Raw genomic sequence first — 16618 nt, 5'->3', positions numbered from 1 at the left:
TTAGTTAAGTGAATAAGGGCGCACGGTGGATGCCTTGGCACTAGGAGCTGATGAAGGACGGGACTAACACCGATATGCTTCGGGGAGCTGTAAGTAAGCTTTGATCCGGAGATTTCCGAATGGGGAAACCCACTGTTCGTAATGGAACAGGACTTGTGTCTGAATACATAGGGCACAAGAGGCATACCTGGGGAACTGAAACATCTCAGTACCCAGAGGAAGAGAAAGCAAATGCGATTTCCCAAGTAGCGGCGAGCGAAACGGAAACAGCCCAAACCAGAGAGCTTGCTCTCTGGGGTTGTAGGACACTCCACATGGAGTTACAAAGGAATTCTTTAGACGAATCCATCTGGAAAGATGAGCCAAAGAGGGTAACAGCCCTGTAGTCAAAAGAGAATTCTCTCCGGAGTGTATCCTGAGTACGGCGGAACACGTGGAATTCCGTCGGAATCCGGGAGGACCATCTCCCAAGGCTAAATACTCCCTAGTGACCGATAGTGAACCAGTACCGTGAGGGAAAGGTGAAAAGTACCCCGGAAGGGGAGTGAAAGAGTACCTGAAACCGTGTGCCTACAAGTAGTCGAAGCGCATTTACGCGTGACGGCGTACCTTTTGTAGAATGGACCGGCGAGTTACGATCGTATGCAAGGTTAAGTGGAAGACACGAAGCCGCAGCGAAAGCGAGTCTAAACAGGGCGAATGAGTATGCGGTCGTAGACCCGAAACCGTGTGATCTACCCATGTCCAGGGTGAAGGTCAGGTAACACTGACAGGAGGCCCGAACCCACGTATGTTGAAAAATGCGGGGATGAGGTGTGGGTAGGGGTGAAATGCCAATCGAACACGGAGATAGCTGGTTCTCTCCGAAATAGCTTTAGGGCTAGCCTCAAAGATTTGAGTACTGGAGGTAGAGCACTGATTGGACTAGGGGCCCTCATCGGGTTACCGAATTCAGTCAAACTCCGAATGCCAGCTACTTAGACTTGGGAGTCAGACTATGGGTGATAAGGTTCATAGTCGAAAGGGAAACAGCCCAGACCACCAGCTAAGGTCCCAAAGTATACGTTAAGTGGAAAAGGATGTGGAGTTGCTTAGACAACCAGGATGTTGGCTTAGAAGCAGCCATCATTTAAAGAGTGCGTAATAGCTCACTGGTCGAGTGACTCTGCGCCGAAAATGTACCGGGGCTAAACGTATCACCGAAGCTGTGGATTGTCTTTTAGACAATGGTAGGAGAGCGTTCTAAGTGCTGTGAAGTCAGACCGTGAGGACTGGTGGAGCGCTTAGAAGTGAGAATGCCGGTATGAGTAGCGAAAAAAGAGTGAGAATCTCTTTCACCGAATGCCTAAGGTTTCCTGAGGAAGGCTCGTCCTCTCAGGGTTAGTCGGGACCTAAGCCGAGGCCGAAAGGCGTAGGCGATGGACAACAGGCAGATATTCCTGTACCACCTCGTGATCGTTATGAGTGATGGGGGGACGCAGTAGGATAAGGAATGCGCACCGATGGACGTGTGCGCCCAAGCAGTGAGAAAGTCAGATAGGCAAATCCGTCTGGCCATTTCAAGCTGTGATGGGGAGGCAACTATAGCCGAAGTTCCGGATTTCACACTGCCGAGAAAAGCCTCTAGCCAGATCACAGGTGCCCGTACCGCAAACCGACACAGGTAGGCGAGGAGAGAATCCTAAGGTGAGCGGGAGAACTCTCGTTAAGGAACTCGGCAAAATGACCCCGTAACTTAGGGAGAAGGGGTGCTCTATAGAGATAGAGCCGCAGTGAATAGGCCCAAGCGACTGTTTAGCAAAAACACAGGTCTCTGCGAAGCCGAAAGGCGAAGTATAGGGGCTGACACCTGCCCGGTGCTGGAAGGTTAAGGGGAAGAGTTAGGACCTTTGGTCCGAAGCTTAGAACCGAAGCCCCAGTAAACGGCGGCCGTAACTATAACGGTCCTAAGGTAGCGAAATTCCTTGTCGGGTAAGTTCCGACCCGCACGAAAGGTGCAACGACTTGGGCACTGTCTCAACGAGAGACCCGGTGAAATTATACTATGCGTGAAGATGCGCATTACCCGCGACAGGACGGAAAGACCCCGTGGAGCTTTACTGTAGCCTGATATTGAATGTCTGTGCAGCTTGTACAGGATAGGTGGGAGCCTCAGAAGCGTGAGCGCCAGCTTACGTGGAGGCATCCGTGGGATACCACCCTGGCTGTATGGACCTTCTAACCCAGGACCGTGATCCGGTTCGGAGACAGTGTCAGGCGGGCAGTTTGACTGGGGCGGTCGCCTCCCAAAAGGTAACGGAGGCGCCCAAAGGTTCCCTCAGAATGGTTGGAAATCATTCGCAGAGTGTAAAGGCAGAAGGGAGCTTGACTGCGAGACCTACAAGTCGAGCAGGGACGAAAGTCGGGCTTAGTGATCCGGTGGTTCCGCATGGAAGGGCCATCGCTCAACGGATAAAAGCTACCCCGGGGATAACAGGCTTATCTCCCCCAAGAGTTCACATCGACGGGGAGGTTTGGCACCTCGATGTCGGCTCATCGCATCCTGGGGCTGTAGTCGGTCCCAAGGGTTGGGCTGTTCGCCCATTAAAGCGGTACGCGAGCTGGGTTCAGAACGTCGTGAGACAGTTCGGTCCCTATCCGTCGTGGGCGCCGGAAGTTTGAGAGGAGCTGTCCTTAGTACGAGAGGACCGGGATGGACATACCGCTGGTGTACCAGTTGTTCCGCCAGGAGCATAGCTGGGTAGCTACGTATGGTAAGGATAAGTGCTGAAAGCATCTAAGCATGAAGCCCCCCTCAAGATGAGACTTCCCATCACTTCTAAGTGAGTAAGATCCCTCAGGGACTATGAGGTAGATAGGTTCGAGGTGGAAGCGTGGTGACACGTGGAGCTGACGAATACTAATCGATCGAGGACTTAACTAACTTCTTAAAGGATGTCAGAGATTACCTCTTATTTAGTTTTTAGGGTATAAAAAACTTGCTTTTATGACAAGATTTGTTTATAATATACCTATACAATTTATAGATAGTTGTCTGGTAGCGATGGCGGAGAGGTCACACCTGTTCCCATGCCGAACACAGTAGTTAAGCTCTCCAGCGCCGATGGTAGTTGGGATTAATCCCTGCGAGAGTAGGACGCCGCCAGGCAATGCTATTTACATTTTATTAGATTATTCCACAGTAGCTCAGTGGTAGAGCAATCGGCTGTTAACCGATCGGTCGTAGGTTCGAATCCTACCTGTGGAGCCATTTTTATGCTTCCATAGCTCAGTCGGTAGAGCACTTCCATGGTAAGGAAGGGGTCAGCGGTTCAAGTCCGCTTGGAAGCTCTTTAATAAAAAACGTCATTCCTTCAATTGAAGGAGTGACGTTTTTTATTGCCTTTTAAGGAAGAAATTTGAGAAATACAGAGATTTTAGATCTTAAAAATGCATCACAATTTTTGTCAATCCATAAAGTGAATCCTCGGAAAATCAGGTATGGAGGATAGAGGTAAAAGAAGGCTTATCAGCGTTTTGGGAGAAGAATAACTCAATATAATAAAATCGATCTGCCGGATCTTAAAAAAGGTTCTTTTTTTCTGTGTTCAATCTTATGGAAATACTTCTAAGAGGAATTTGATCAAAATAAAAGTGCTCATTTGGTTTAAAAAACGAAACGAGCACTTTTTTATCATTCACTTTTCACCAATAAATTATAAAATGTACGTCTGTAGGTAATATTTATCAAACCAGGTCAGCCCAGTGACTAGTGAGTTTATCCACCAATAATGTGGAATCCTGAATCCACGTGGAGGACCTCCCCTGTTACACCTCTGGATAAGTCACTAATAAAGAATAATGTAGCATCACCAACTTGATCGTGATCAACACCACGGCGTAATGGAGCCCTTTCCTCAATTACACTTACTTTGTCATTGAATCCGGATACTCCTTTTGCAGAAAGGGTACGAATTGGCCCTGCAGAAACTGCATTTACACGAATTCCATATTTTCCTACATCTTCAGCTAAGTAACGTACACTTGCTTCTAATGAAGCCTTTGCAACTCCCATTACATTATAATTTGGAACTACGCGCTCCGAACCTAAATACGTTTGTGTGACGATACTTCCACCCTCTGTCATTAATTCTTTTGCAGCCTTCGTAACGGCAACTAAGGAGTATGCGCTAATCTCTTGTGCTAGTAAAAATCCATCGCGTGATGTATCTGCATATTCACCTTGTAATTCTTCCCTTTTCGCAAAGGCAACAGAATGAACAAGACCGTGAATAACACCAATTTCCTCTTTTATTTTTCTAAAAGCGTCATTTATACTTTCATCATCTGCTACATCACATGAAACGACTAGTTTAGCTTCTATTTCGTTTTTTTCTAGTAATTTTATTAATTTTTTATATGAACGCTCTTGACGATTAGTAAAAATTAAGTTTGCGCCGGCATTATGTAGAGATTTAGTAATTCCCCATGCGATACTTCTTTCATTAGCTACACCCATAACTACAATATTTTTTCCTTGTAATAAACCAGACATTGTTTACCTCCATTATTAAAATATCTTCCCTATATTATACCCTTTATGATGATAGAAAGAAAACATTTTATTATATGTGATATTATTACTTGATACTAATTCTTTAGTGATCCCCTTATGCCCTTGTAAAAAAACTTGATACAGTGGAATAGATAAAAGTAGATACTTATACTGAGCTTCATGAAGCTTTTCGTAAACAGGCTAAACTTTTTAAAATAAAATATAAATTACCTCTTTACAAAATGATATTATCTCGTTATAATATAATTCGTCAGTTTGAGACAGGACATAAAACTTTGTTGAATTCTGTTGAAAATATTTCATTGGCCCGTTGGTCAAGCGGTTAAGACACCGCCCTTTCACGGCGGTAACACGGGTTCGAATCCCGTACGGGTCACCACTAATTGGAGGATTAGCTCAGTTGGGAGAGCACCTGCCTTACAAGCAGGGGGTCACAGGTTCAAGTCCTGTATCCTCCACCATAGTAATAAGCCGGTCTAGCTCAATTGGTAGAGCAAGCCGTTTACTTCATTGAAAAACTACTATGTGCAGGCTTGCGAGGAGTGCAGTTTCACCGATTGAACTTGCAACACGACGAGCACATTCGAAGTAGAGACTATTTTAAAGTATTATCTAAAATATAATAAGCCGGTCTAGCTCAATTGGTAGAGCAAGCCGTTTACTTCAACGAAAAACTACTATGTGCAGGCTTGCGAGGAGTGCAGCTCCACCGATTGAACTTGCAACACGACGAGCACATTCGAAGTAGAGACTATTTTAAAGTATTATCTAAAATATAAAAGCCGGTCTAGCTCAATTGGTAGAGCAACTGACTTGTAATCAGTAGGTTGGGGGTTCAAGTCCTCTGGCCGGCACCATTTTATTTATATCACATTTGAATAATGTTAAAGATAAATGGTTACAATACGGAGGGGTAGCGAAGTGGCTAAACGCGGCGGACTGTAAATCCGCTCCCTCTGGGTTCGGCAGTTCGAATCTGCCCCCCTCCACCATAAATATATTGGGCCATAGCCAAGCGGTAAGGCATCGGGTTTTGATCCCGTGTACCCTAGGTTCGAATCCTAGTGGCCCAGCCAATTTGAATTTTCCGCTATGAAGTGTAAGACTGCTGGAAGATTATACTCAGCATGATATGCATAATATAATACGATAAGTTGTAAACTAATATATTAATTTCATTTTAATATATGAGCCATTAGCTCAGTCGGCAGAGCATCTGACTTTTAATCAGAGGGTCGAAGGTTCGAATCCTTCATGGCTCATCACTTGAATATCGTTGCTTTATTAAACAAGGTCAGTGTAGAATGACCTTGTTTATTTGCATTTTTGGCGTTTTTTTTACATAATGATTAGGTATTGTTTTAACCTAGAGTTTGCATGTATTTATTGTATGATGTAAAGGCATTGTTATAATGTTTATCTCTATAACGTGTTATAATATTAAAAGCGTAGAATTTGTGAATCAGGAAAATATAATAAGAAAAATGGTTAAGCCTAATATATAAATACTTATTATATGTATATTGAATTTTTATATATAAAAGGATGATACAGTATGGAAACCTCCAGAATTCCAGGGTTCTATAATATGACTGTTGAAGAACGAATTGAAATGTTAAAAGAGCTACATTCGTCTTCTGATAAGGATCTAAATAATATTAAAAGGCATGTACCGCTTTCTACAGAGATGGCGGATAAAATGATTGAAAATGTGATTGGTACTTTTCAACTTCCTTTAGGATTAGGTTTGAATTTCTTGATAAACGGGAAAGATTATGCAGTTCCTATGGCAATAGAGGAAGCATCTGTCGTCGCTTCAGCAAGTCATATCGCGAAAATTGTTCGTGAAGCTGGAGGTTTTACTACAAAGGCGACAGAAAGAGTGATGATTGGACAAATTCAAGTAGTAGGTTGTCCTGATTTTCATGAAGCGAAGGAAGCAATTATTAATCAAAAGGAATTGTTATTAGAAGCAGCTAATAATGCTTACCCTAGTATTGTTAAAAGAGGTGGGGGAGCAGAGGATATAGATGTAAGAATTTTAAATGAGGATACTGAATCCAAATACAATCAAATGCTCATTCTTCACGTATATATCAATACGTGTGATGCAATGGGTGCGAATATTATTAACACAATGGTTGAATCTATTGCACCGATTGTTGAAGAATTGTCTAACGGTAAAGTTTATTTGCGAATTTTATCGAATTATGCAGATCGTTGTTTAGCTAAAGCGAGTTGTGTTATACCTCCAAAATATTTAAAAACAGGTGCATACTCAGGCGAAGAGGTACGAGATGGAGTTATCCATGCCTATGAGTTTGCGGCATCTGATCCTTATAGGGCTGTAACGCATAATAAAGGAATCATGAACGGTATTGATCCAGTAGTTATTGCAACTGGTAATGATTGGAGAGCTGTTGAGGCCGGTGCCCATGCGTATGCAGCTAGAGATGGACAATATAGTTCCATGACAATTTGGTCTAAAGATGAATATGGTAACCTTGTAGGAGAGTTAGAATTACCAATGTCCATTGGAACGGTAGGAGGCGCGACACGTGTTCATCCATTGGCCAAATTCTCTCTCGACTTATTAAATATCTCAACAGCAAAAGAGTTAGCACAGGTAATTGTTGCGGTAGGATTAGCACAAAACTTAGGTGCATTGAAGGCTCTAGCAACGGATGGGATTCAAAAAGGACATATGGCGCTACACTCTCGCTCTGTAGCAATTGCTGCAGGAGCCACAGGGGAGATGATTGATATTATTGCTGAACAACTTATTAAAGAGAAACAAATCCGTGTAGGAAAAGCTAAAGAATTGGTGGAAGAGTATAAAAAATGAGTGCAGAAAAGGTAACAGCGACAGAAAAAACAGCTATAGGTATAGCTCATAGTAAATTAATTCTAATTGGGGAGCATGCGGTTGTGCACGGACAACCTGCTATTGCTTTGCCATTTCCTTTGATTGGTGTTGAAACAGTAATCGAACAGTCATCAGGTGATGTGAGAATAGATAGTGCATTCTATCAAGGGATTATGGATTGTGCGCCTGAATCCCTACAAGGTATTGTTAAATGCATAAAAGGAACATTGGATTATCTGGGAATTCCTGCAGTAGATTTATTAATAAGGATTAGCTCGTCTGTCCCTCCAGGTAAAGGACTTGGATCAAGTGCCTCTGTAGCAATTTCAGTCATTCGTTCTTTATTTGCGTTTGCAAACCGAACGTATTCCAAGCAAGAATTACTCGATTTAGCAAACATAGCAGAGACCCATGCCCATGGTCAGCCGAGTGGAATAGATACACTAACGATTACAGCCGATTCACCTGTTTGGTATATGAAGGACTTTCCAATAAAGTATTTAGAATTAAAAGAGGATTTTTACTTTGTAGTGGCTGATTCAGGAAGGGTTGGGGACACTCGGCTTTCAGTGGAATCTGTTGGCAGATTATTAAAGACTGCTCCTAAACGTATTCATCGAAAATTGGAGCGTATTGGTGAATTAACCCATCAGGCAAGAAATGCATTAGAGAGAGCAGGCAAACATCTTTTGGGTAATTTACTGGATGAAGCACAACGTGAATTAGAAGCATTAGGAGTTAGTGATGCAGGGTTAAATCGGTTAATTTATTTTGCAAGACAAGAAGGTGCCTTAGGTGCAAAATTAACTGGTGGAGGTAATGGTGGGTGTATTATAGCATTAGCAAGAAATGAAGTTCATTCAAGACAGCTTGCTGACAAGCTAAGAAAATATGGTGCACATGCCGTATGGCCATTTGTATTAAAGAAACAGAATTAAGACAGGTAAAGGAGAATTCTAATGAAGGCTACAGCCAAGGCTCATACAAACATTGCTTTAATTAAATATTGGGGGAAACGTGACGAGTCCATTATTTTACCGACGAATAGCAGTCTTTCCTTAACATTAGATGGTTTTTATACAACGACTACCGTAGCCTTTCAAGAGGATTTATCTAAAGACTCTTTTATATTAAATGACCAATCTGTGGAGGGTGAAGCTTATCAGAGGGTGACTAACTTTCTAGATAAAATTCGAAATCTTTCAGGTAAAACGAACTTGTATGCCGAAGTGAGCTCTATTAATGAAGTTCCAACAGCGGCAGGGTTCGCTTCATCCGCATCAGGATTTGCAGCACTAGCTTCAGCAGGAACGCGTGCAATTGGAGTAGACTTAAGTGATGAAGAACTTTCAAGGCTAACAAGACAAGGGTCTGGATCTGCTTGTCGTTCTATTTATGGCGGATTTGTTGAATGGGAAATGGGGTCACGTACAGATGGAAAGGACTCACAAGCCGTTCAAATTAAGCCGGAAACTCATTGGGATGTTCGCGTTGCAGCAGTTGTTCTATCTTCCACAATGAAAAAGATTTCGAGCCGAGCAGGTATGAAGAGAACAGTGGAAACATCCCCATTTTATACCGGATGGCTTGATAGCATTCCAAATGATATGAAAGAAATTAAATCAGCTATTCGTGATAAAGACTTTGAAAAGCTAGGTACGGTAGCAGAGTCCAATTGCTTAAAAATGCATGCTACAACGTTAGGGGCTAATCCCCCATTTACTTACTGGCATGATACTACATTACGAGTTATGCATACCGTACAGGAAATGCGTGCTAACGGAATTCCGGCGTATTTCACAATAGATGCAGGCCCGAATGTAAAAGTCTTGTATTTACCTGAAAATGAAGACCGTGTAAAAGAAAAGCTACAGGAAATCCCAGGGGTTGACCGTGTAACATTAAGTAAACCAGGACCTGGTGTAACCTATCTTTAGGGGTTGAGCACATTGTCAAACAGAGCGATAACAATAAAAACACCTGGAAAGTTAATGATTGCTGGTGAATTTGCAGTTTTACAACCTTACCATCATTTAATGGTCCTTGCTGTAAATCGTTATGTTTATGCAACCATAGAAAAAACAGAAAAAAATCGCCTAACATTATCTGACTTTCACTTGGATAACTTAGAGTTTGGCTTTGATGGAAATCATGTTGAAATTTATTCAGACGACCCAAGAATACGTTTTGTTGGTAATGCAATGTCAATTGTATATACATATTTAAACGAACGACAAATAGAAATAGCTCCGGTCTCTTTATCCATTAAGAGTGAGCTAGATGATGAATCTGGTATTAAATATGGATTAGGGTCCAGTGCTGCTGTTGTTACGTCTGTAATTAATGCTATATTAAATAGCTTCCTTTCTGATGAGCCAAGTAAAGAGTTGATATTTAAACTTTCAGCAATTTCTCATGTAATCACACAAGGGAATGGGTCTGGGGCAGATATTGCAGCATCAACTTATGGTGGGATGCTCTATTACTCCTCATTTCAAGCAGAATGGTTACTGGATGAGTATAAACGGGCAAAATCGATATCTGACCTAGTGGAAAAGGATTGGAAGTACTTTTCTGTTAAACCGATTGAATTTCCTAAAGGTGTACAGTTTTGTGTGGGATGGACGGGAAATGCTGCATCCACAGCAAAGCTTGTAGATGAAATATTACATCTTAAAGAGGTTAATCCTACTTCATTTAATAACTTTCTTTCCCATAGTAAGCAGGCTGTTGAATGGTTCTCAACGGGAATGGAGACAAAGAATATACCGTTATTGCTAAAAGGTGTAAAAGAAAATAGAAGTGCATTGGCAACAGTTGGTAATGAAGCAGATGTCCTAATAGAAACACCAAAACTAGCTAAACTATGTGATTTAGCGGAAAAACTAGATGGAGCAGGAAAGCCATCAGGAGCTGGTGGTGGAGATTGTGGGATTGCCTTCATGCCAACAAAGGAGAATGTAGATCGGTTATTTGAGGCTTGGGAAGTGGAAGGAATTAAGCCATTATCTATTCTGCCAAGCCTGTATGGTTCTTCGATTGTTAATGATGCATAAATTAAAAAAGGCATGGAAATCTATTAGGGATTCCATGTCTTTCTGTTTTTATTGTTTATAGCAAGTTCTTGGTGTTTTTCTTATTTATAATTACATAAATCTTTGATATTCATTTATTAGTTCATCTAGTTTCATACTAGAAGAGATGACAGCTTCAGAAGTTAAATCATGACTATCGCTTAATAAAATCATTTCTTCACGGCATTCTTCGATTTTTTCTAATAAAACTGATTTAGTCACCAAAACTTACCTCCTATCTAGTATACTATATTATGGAATTATCATCAAAATTGCAATCATAAATTATGACATTTTTATGGCTATTTAAAAGTGAGGTTTTACTTATAATGATTGTGGGTATATAGAGGGTTAAACTAACGAAAAATCTTCATGATTTATGAAACCTTTCTATGTACCTTTTCGTAAATTAATTACCGCGGGTAAAAGCGGAGGTACGTAAATGGAAAAGATAATTAAAGAGAAAATAAGTCAAGTTAAAAGGGGAGACCAAGCTGCCTATAGTGAGATTGTTGAGTTATTCCAGGATAGAATCTTTCATCATTGCTATAGGATGCTTATGAATAGGCATGAGGCTGAAGATATTGCACAGGAAGCGTTTATCCGTGCGTATGTGAACATTAATTCCTTTGATGTGAATAGGAAATTTTCAACTTGGTTATATCGAATTGCTACCAATTTATGCATTGACCGAATTCGGAAACGGAAGCCGGATTATTATCTCGATGCAGAAATCAAGGGTACTGATGGCCTGAATATGTATTCGCAGCTCTCTTCCAAGGAACCCTTACCTAATGAAAAAGTAGAAAGTATTGAATTACAGCACTATATCCATCATGAAATATCGAACTTACCACCAAAGTATCGAAGTATAATTATTTTAAGGTATTTGGAGGAATTTTCCTTACAGGAGATAAGTGATATTATGGATATACCATTAGGGACGGTTAAAACAAGAATACATCGGGGAAGGGAAGCTCTACGTAAAAGGCTTCGACACGTGTAAAGGAGTGTGTCACATTGAAAAGTCATTTAGAAATCATTGAATTAATGCATAAATATTTAGATGGAGATCTACAACCTGAAGAAGAAACAACATTGCGGACACATTTAAATGCTTGTGAAGAATGTCATAATCATTTTTATGAACTCAAACGAACCATTGCTTTGGTGCAAAGCTCAGAAACGATGCAAGCACCGGATAGCTTTACTGAGAATGTTATGAAGAACCTTCCAGTTGAAAAGAAGCAGTACAAATATAAACGATGGTTTAGATCTCACCCTGTTTTGACTGCTGCAGCTATCTTTTTCATATTTATGCTTAGTGGCGTGTTCGCGCAGTGGAATCAAGATAGTGAATTAGTTGTTTCAAAACAAGAAAACTTAATTATCCGTGGAGATACAGTTATCGTCCCTGAAAATGAAGCAGTTGAAGGAGATTTAGTGGTTCAAAATGGGGATTTAATTGTCAAGGGAACTATCGATGGAGACGTTACGATTATTAATGGGGAGCTTCTTGAGGATTCAATAGATGGTGAGAGACTAATGGCATCTGTAGGTAACATTAATGGAGAGATTCAAACTGTTGACCAGGTCTTTGAATGGCTTTGGTATCAAATGAAAAATGTCTTTCAAAGTGTCTTTTTATTTGAATAAGGACAAAGTGCCGAATGAGTGTATTACTTATTCGGCTTTTTCTACAAGGTCTTTCTAATTATTACGTGATTAACTAGTTAGTTAACATAAACGTCATGTTCCAAGACTGCTATGACTCTTCCCAACGAAAAATAATATTTTCAAGGATAATAGACGGGTGACGGGCAGCCGGTAAACTCGTGATCCGTTCATCCAATAGCGGGGAATAAAAGCCTATGGCTAATTGAAGATTCGCTTTATCGTAGGTTAAGGGTAAGTAATAGTCCCACCCTAAAAATAAGGGAGAAAAACGAATTGTTTTAAGTGTGGGATAAACTGCCCCTAAAAGCCGGATTTGTTCATTTAACCAGGGAAGAAAGAAAACCTCACTGATTGGAGGTTCACTTTATGTTTGGTTATGTATTTATGTTATAATATGTAACGTATTATATAAGTATAGACTTATCATTAAATTTAAGGTGTTAAAAGGATGTGTGAACATGCTTGATGGGGGATTAGATCTTATTGATCTACTCAGAATAGGCGTAGATATTGCTCTCGTCTGGTATGTATTTTATAAATTAATGATGTTAATACGAGGAACAAAGGCAATACAGTTATTAAAAGGGATTGCTGTAGTTTTACTTGTATGGGCTCTAAGTATTGCATTTAATTTGCAAACATTGCAATGGTTAACGAATCAGGCTATTATTTGGGGCTTTTTAGCAATAATTATTCTTTTCCAGCCTGAATTAAGAAGAGCTTTAGAGCAATTAGGAAGAGGAAATTTATTTTCGAGAAGTGCTAGGACTGAAGAAGAAATAGTAGGAAAAAAGATAGAGTCTATTATTAAATCCTGTAATTATATGGCTAAAAGACGGATAGGTGCTCTAATAACCATTGAAGGTGAAACGGGAATTGGTGAGTATATGGAAACTGGTATACCTATTCAAGGAAACCTTACCCATCAATTGCTAACAAATATCTTTACACCTAACACACCACTTCATGATGGGGCCGTCATTATAAAAGATAATAAAATAATGTCTGCTGCCTGTTATCTTCCACTGTCAGAGAGTCCATTTATTTCAAAGGAACTTGGTACTAGACATCGTGCAGCAATGGGAATTAGCGAAGTGACTGATGCACTTACGATTGTCGTTTCTGAGGAAACAGGTGCTATTTCTTGTACAAAAAACGGGGAATTACATAGAGATATTACGGAAGAAACACTTCGTCAAATGCTTAACGCCCATTTATCGTTAATGGAAGACACCTCTGAAAGGAAAACGTGGAAACGGAGGGAAAATGATAATGGATAATTGGTTTAAGAGCAAATGGTTTGTTCGATTTGCTGCATTAGCATTTGCTATTGTCCTTTACATATTCGTAGAAACAACGGTAAATTCCTCCACAACGGAGTCAGCGATTCCTGGTACAAATACAGAAACACAAACACTTGATGATGTCCCTGTTGAGATTCGAATTGATAGTGAGAAATACGTAGTAAGCGGCGTTCCAGAATATGTTACAGTTTCACTAGAAGGACCACCGAACTATTTACGCCCTATTGTTCTTCAGCGTAATTTTGACGTTTATGTTGATTTAGTTGGATTAGAAGAAGGAGAACATACCGTTGAAATAGAATACAATGTCTCAAATCAACTAGAAGCCTATATTGAACCAAAAACAGTTGATGTCTTTATCGAGGAAAAAGCAAGTCAGGAATTTGACGTATCAGTTGATTTTATAAATCAAGATAAATTACCTGCTGGATATGAAGTCGGCGATTTTGAATTAGATCCATCAACTGTTACAATATCCAGCTCAAAAAGTATTATTGACCGGATTGGTGTAGTAAAGGTATTTGTAGATGTTGCAGAATTGAAGGAATCGATAGATAATCGAGAGGTACCTATAAATGTTTATGATGCACAAGGAAATGAACTAAGCACTACACCTTCCCCAGAGCGAGTAAAAGTATCAGCGGAGATAAACAATCCGAGTAAAACCGTTAGCTTAAATGTGCCGACAACGGGAGAATTACCTGAGGGCTATTCATTGATGTCTATTTCTGCTAATGTAGAAGAGGTAGAAATATTTGCAAAAAGTAATATTTTGGCTGATATTAATTCCATTTCAACGGAAGAAATAGACTTATCAGAAGTGGAAGAGACTGGTGTTGTGGAGGTTGGTTTATCATTACCAGATGGTGTACAAGCTCCGGATGTAGAAACAGTAGAAGTAACGCTAGAGGTAGAACATGCGAAAACATTGGAAAAGATGCCGATTGAAGTAGATGGCTTGGAGGAAGGACAGGATGTGACTTTTATTGAACCTTCCGATGAGGCTACAAATGTTACTTTAGTTGGAAATGAAAAACAGGTTGGAGCATTGACGAAAGAAAATGTACGAGTTTTCATAGATGCTGTTGGTGTAGAATCAGGAAAACATACGCTCCCAATTGAAGTAGAAGTAGATAGTGAGTCAGAGAATGTATCCGCTTCTACGGGGTTAGAAGAGGTTACAATCAATGTTAATTAAGTAATACATCACTGAGGTAGGCTATAGCAGTGTGTGTTCAAAAAGGAGGATAAAATGGACTGGTCAGCTAGGGTTCAACGCCGAGATAAATACGTCTCGTGCGCCCGAAGGTTTCCTAATTTGATGTGTCATTTTTACCGGACTTTTTGAAAAAACTTCATAGCCTGTTGAAGATGGGTAAGACCCCTCTTAGGATTGGTTTATTTTACATAGGCTCTCACTTGTTAACATCTGAATTGGAAGTAAAGGAGAGGTAAGACATGGGAAAATATTTTGGAACTGATGGAGTAAGAGGTGTAGCAAATAAGGACTTAACACCTGAATTAGCTTTTAAGTTAGGGCGTGCTGGTGGATATGTCCTCACACAGCAAGCGGAAAAGCCCAAAGTAGTCATCGGCCGAGATACTCGGATATCAGGTATGATGTTAGAGGGGGCACTCGTTTCTGGACTTCTTTCCATTGGGGCTGAGGTTATGAGGCTCGGTGTTATTTCTACTCCTGGTGTTGCTTATTTAACAAAGACGCTTAGTGCACATGCAGGAATTATGATTTCAGCCTCACATAATCCAGTGGAGGATAATGGAATTAAGTTTTTTGGACCAGATGGTTTTAAACTAAACGATGAACAAGAAAATGAAATTGAAAAAATCATAGATGGTGAAGATCAATTACCACGCCCTGTTGGACCAAATATAGGTGTTATCAATGATTATTTAGAAGGGGGACAGAAATACCTCTCCTTCTTGAAGGATACGATTGACAATGACTTTGAGGGGCTGACTATTGCAGTCGATTGTGCACACGGTGCGACATCAAGTCTTGCTACCCATTTATTTGCAGATCTTGAAGCGGAGATATTCTCGATGGGATCTACACCAAATGGATTGAATATTAATGATGGTGTAGGCTCTACTCATCCTGAGAAGCTTCAGGAATACGTATTGGAAAAGGGCGCAGACGTTGGTTTGGCTTTTGATGGAGATGGTGATCGTCTTATTGCGGTAGATGAGAAAGGTAATATAGTTGATGGAGACCAAATTATGTATATTTGTGCTAAGTTCTTAAATGAGCGTGGGGTGCTCCGTCAGAACACAGTCGTATCAACCGTAATGAGTAATATTGGTTTCTATAAAGCACTAAAAGAGAATGGAATAGAAAGTCAGAAAACCGCTGTAGGTGACCGTTACGTCATGGAGGAAATGCGTAAAGGTGGTTATAATTTAGGTGGAGAACAATCAGGTCATATTATCTTTTTAAACTATAATACAACTGGAGATGGTATGCTATCAGCATTACAGCTTGTTAATGTTATGAAAGAAACTGGAAAACCATTATCAGAGTTAGCTAATGAAATGATCATCTATCCACAGGTATTAAAAAATGTAAAAGTTAAAGATAAAAATGAGGCAATGAACAACCTGAAAATCCTGAATGAAATCGAAAAGGTAGAAAAGGAATTAGGTGATGAGGGCCGCGTTCTTGTACGTCCTTCAGGAACAGAACCCTTAGTTCGTGTGATGGTGGAAGCGCCAACTAAAGAAGAATGTGAAAAATATGTTGAACGCATTGTTAAAGTTGTGGATGATTTATTAGGTTTAAAAGAATAGAATGGTGGGGATACAAATCTTTTATTAGGTTTGTATCCTTTTATTTATTAGTAGCTGGTTCCTAAAAGTGGAATGCTGTATGACTTACCTAAATCTCAAGAACAAAATCCAAGCAGCTTTCATAAATTAGCAGTATCTACCTGAATTTTAGAATTGACCGAGTAAGGTGTGTTCAGGTAAAATGTAATAAGCTTATCATGTTGAATACAGCATGATGCTTATTTCATAAGGGAAAGGAGCATTGTAAATTTAGTAAAAAGCGCCAGGACTGTTTTCTGATCGATGAGGAAAATAGTTGACGAGGTGGAGGTTATCGAATTTTTCGGCGGATGCCTCC

Annotated in this window: 11 protein-coding genes, 8 tRNA genes and 2 rRNA genes; 19 read left to right on the top strand and 2 right to left on the bottom strand. The window is 40.3% G+C overall.

Going from position 1 to position 16618, the window contains the following annotated elements:
- Nucleotides 1–2: 2 nt before the first annotated feature.
- From CAO17_RS16050 to CAO17_RS16035, 4 genes are all read left to right on the top strand, one after another.
- A 23S ribosomal RNA gene (locus tag CAO17_RS16050) occupies nt 3–2923 on the top strand.
- Between the two features lie 110 nt (nt 2924–3033).
- Nucleotides 3034–3148, top strand: a 5S ribosomal RNA gene (rrf, locus tag CAO17_RS16045).
- 27 nt (nt 3149–3175) lie between these two features.
- Nucleotides 3176–3250 (top strand) — tRNA-Asn (locus CAO17_RS16040).
- Between the two features lie 7 nt (nt 3251–3257).
- Nucleotides 3258–3330, top strand: a tRNA-Thr gene (locus CAO17_RS16035).
- 427 nt (nt 3331–3757) lie between these two features.
- On the opposite strand, the gene fabI is transcribed toward CAO17_RS16035, so the two are convergent.
- On the bottom strand, nt 3758–4534 hold the full coding sequence (fabI, locus tag CAO17_RS16030) for an enoyl-ACP reductase FabI (protein WP_085993616.1): 777 nt from the start codon (nt 4532–4534) through the stop codon (nt 3758–3760).
- Nucleotides 4535–4859: 325 nt separating this feature from the next.
- Between fabI and CAO17_RS16025 the strand changes: the two genes are divergently transcribed.
- From CAO17_RS16025 to CAO17_RS15980, 10 genes are all read left to right on the top strand, one after another.
- Nucleotides 4860–4934, top strand: a tRNA-Glu gene (locus tag CAO17_RS16025).
- 6 nt (nt 4935–4940) lie between these two features.
- Nucleotides 4941–5016 (top strand) — tRNA-Val (locus CAO17_RS16020).
- Nucleotides 5017–5336: 320 nt separating this feature from the next.
- A tRNA-Thr gene (locus tag CAO17_RS16015) sits at nt 5337–5412 on the top strand.
- A gap of 50 nt (nt 5413–5462) precedes the next feature.
- Nucleotides 5463–5547, top strand: a tRNA-Tyr gene (locus CAO17_RS16010).
- A 9-nt stretch (nt 5548–5556) separates the two neighbouring features.
- Nucleotides 5557–5631: transfer RNA gene (locus tag CAO17_RS16005), tRNA-Gln, on the top strand.
- A gap of 113 nt (nt 5632–5744) precedes the next feature.
- A tRNA-Lys gene (locus CAO17_RS16000) sits at nt 5745–5817 on the top strand.
- A 293-nt stretch (nt 5818–6110) separates the two neighbouring features.
- Nucleotides 6111–7400 (top strand): hydroxymethylglutaryl-CoA reductase, degradative, encoded by a 1290-nt coding sequence (locus CAO17_RS15995; protein WP_085993615.1) that lies wholly within the window; start codon nt 6111–6113, stop codon nt 7398–7400.
- On the top strand, nt 7397–8359 hold the full coding sequence (gene mvk, locus CAO17_RS15990; RefSeq protein WP_085993614.1) for a mevalonate kinase: 963 nt from the start codon (nt 7397–7399) through the stop codon (nt 8357–8359). Before CAO17_RS15995 ends, mvk begins: the two co-directional genes overlap by 4 nt.
- A gap of 21 nt (nt 8360–8380) precedes the next feature.
- A complete protein-coding gene (gene mvaD, locus CAO17_RS15985; RefSeq protein WP_085993613.1) occupies nt 8381–9358 on the top strand; it encodes a diphosphomevalonate decarboxylase in 978 nt (325 codons plus the stop codon).
- Nucleotides 9359–9370: 12 nt separating this feature from the next.
- On the top strand, nt 9371–10477 hold the full coding sequence (locus CAO17_RS15980) for a phosphomevalonate kinase (protein ID WP_085993612.1): 1107 nt from the start codon (nt 9371–9373) through the stop codon (nt 10475–10477).
- Between the two features lie 90 nt (nt 10478–10567).
- Here the strand turns inward: CAO17_RS15980 and CAO17_RS15975 are convergent, their stop codons facing one another.
- A complete protein-coding gene (locus CAO17_RS15975; RefSeq protein ID WP_085993611.1) occupies nt 10568–10717 on the bottom strand; it encodes an aspartyl-phosphate phosphatase Spo0E family protein in 150 nt (49 codons plus the stop codon).
- A 220-nt stretch (nt 10718–10937) separates the two neighbouring features.
- Here CAO17_RS15975 and sigW point away from each other — a divergent pair, with 220 nt between their 5' ends.
- From sigW to glmM, 5 genes are all read left to right on the top strand, one after another.
- Nucleotides 10938–11501: an RNA polymerase sigma factor SigW gene (gene sigW / locus CAO17_RS15970; RefSeq protein WP_085993610.1), complete on the top strand. Its 564-nt coding sequence runs from the start codon at nt 10938–10940 to the stop codon at nt 11499–11501.
- Nucleotides 11502–11515: 14 nt separating this feature from the next.
- Nucleotides 11516–12151: an anti-sigma factor family protein gene (locus tag CAO17_RS15965; RefSeq protein WP_085993609.1), complete on the top strand. Its 636-nt coding sequence runs from the start codon at nt 11516–11518 to the stop codon at nt 12149–12151.
- A gap of 479 nt (nt 12152–12630) precedes the next feature.
- Nucleotides 12631–13452, top strand: coding sequence for a diadenylate cyclase CdaA (gene cdaA, locus CAO17_RS15960; protein ID WP_085993608.1), 822 nt, complete (start codon nt 12631–12633; stop codon nt 13450–13452).
- Nucleotides 13445–14674, top strand: coding sequence for a CdaR family protein (locus tag CAO17_RS15955; RefSeq protein ID WP_085993607.1), 1230 nt, complete (start codon nt 13445–13447; stop codon nt 14672–14674). Before cdaA ends, CAO17_RS15955 begins: the two co-directional genes overlap by 8 nt.
- A 260-nt stretch (nt 14675–14934) precedes the next feature.
- On the top strand, nt 14935–16281 hold the full coding sequence (gene glmM, locus CAO17_RS15950) for a phosphoglucosamine mutase (RefSeq protein WP_085993606.1): 1347 nt from the start codon (nt 14935–14937) through the stop codon (nt 16279–16281).
- Nucleotides 16282–16618: the final 337 nt, after the last annotated feature.

Source organism: Oceanobacillus senegalensis, assembly GCF_900176885.1.
Lineage (GTDB): Bacteria > Bacillota > Bacilli > Bacillales > Amphibacillaceae > Oceanobacillus > Oceanobacillus senegalensis.
The sequence above is the reverse complement of the archived record's forward strand: the minus strand, read 5'-3'. Positions and strand labels throughout refer to the sequence as shown.

Excerpts from the sequence above, each read along its gene's own strand:
- fabI (WP_085993616.1), bottom strand. The coding sequence starts at position 4,534 with ATGTCTGGTTTATTACAAGGAAAAAATATTGTAGTTATGGGTGTAGCT.
- CAO17_RS15995 (WP_085993615.1), top strand. The coding sequence starts at position 6,111 with ATGGAAACCTCCAGAATTCCAGGGTTCTATAATATGACTGTTGAAGAA.
- mvk (WP_085993614.1), top strand. The coding sequence starts at position 7,397 with ATGAGTGCAGAAAAGGTAACAGCGACAGAAAAAACAGCTATAGGTATA.
- mvaD (WP_085993613.1), top strand. The coding sequence starts at position 8,381 with ATGAAGGCTACAGCCAAGGCTCATACAAACATTGCTTTAATTAAATAT.
- sigW (WP_085993610.1), top strand. The coding sequence starts at position 10,938 with ATGGAAAAGATAATTAAAGAGAAAATAAGTCAAGTTAAAAGGGGAGAC.
- cdaA (WP_085993608.1), top strand. The coding sequence starts at position 12,631 with ATGCTTGATGGGGGATTAGATCTTATTGATCTACTCAGAATAGGCGTA.
- CAO17_RS15955 (WP_085993607.1), top strand. The coding sequence starts at position 13,445 with ATGGATAATTGGTTTAAGAGCAAATGGTTTGTTCGATTTGCTGCATTA.
- glmM (WP_085993606.1), top strand. The coding sequence starts at position 14,935 with ATGGGAAAATATTTTGGAACTGATGGAGTAAGAGGTGTAGCAAATAAG.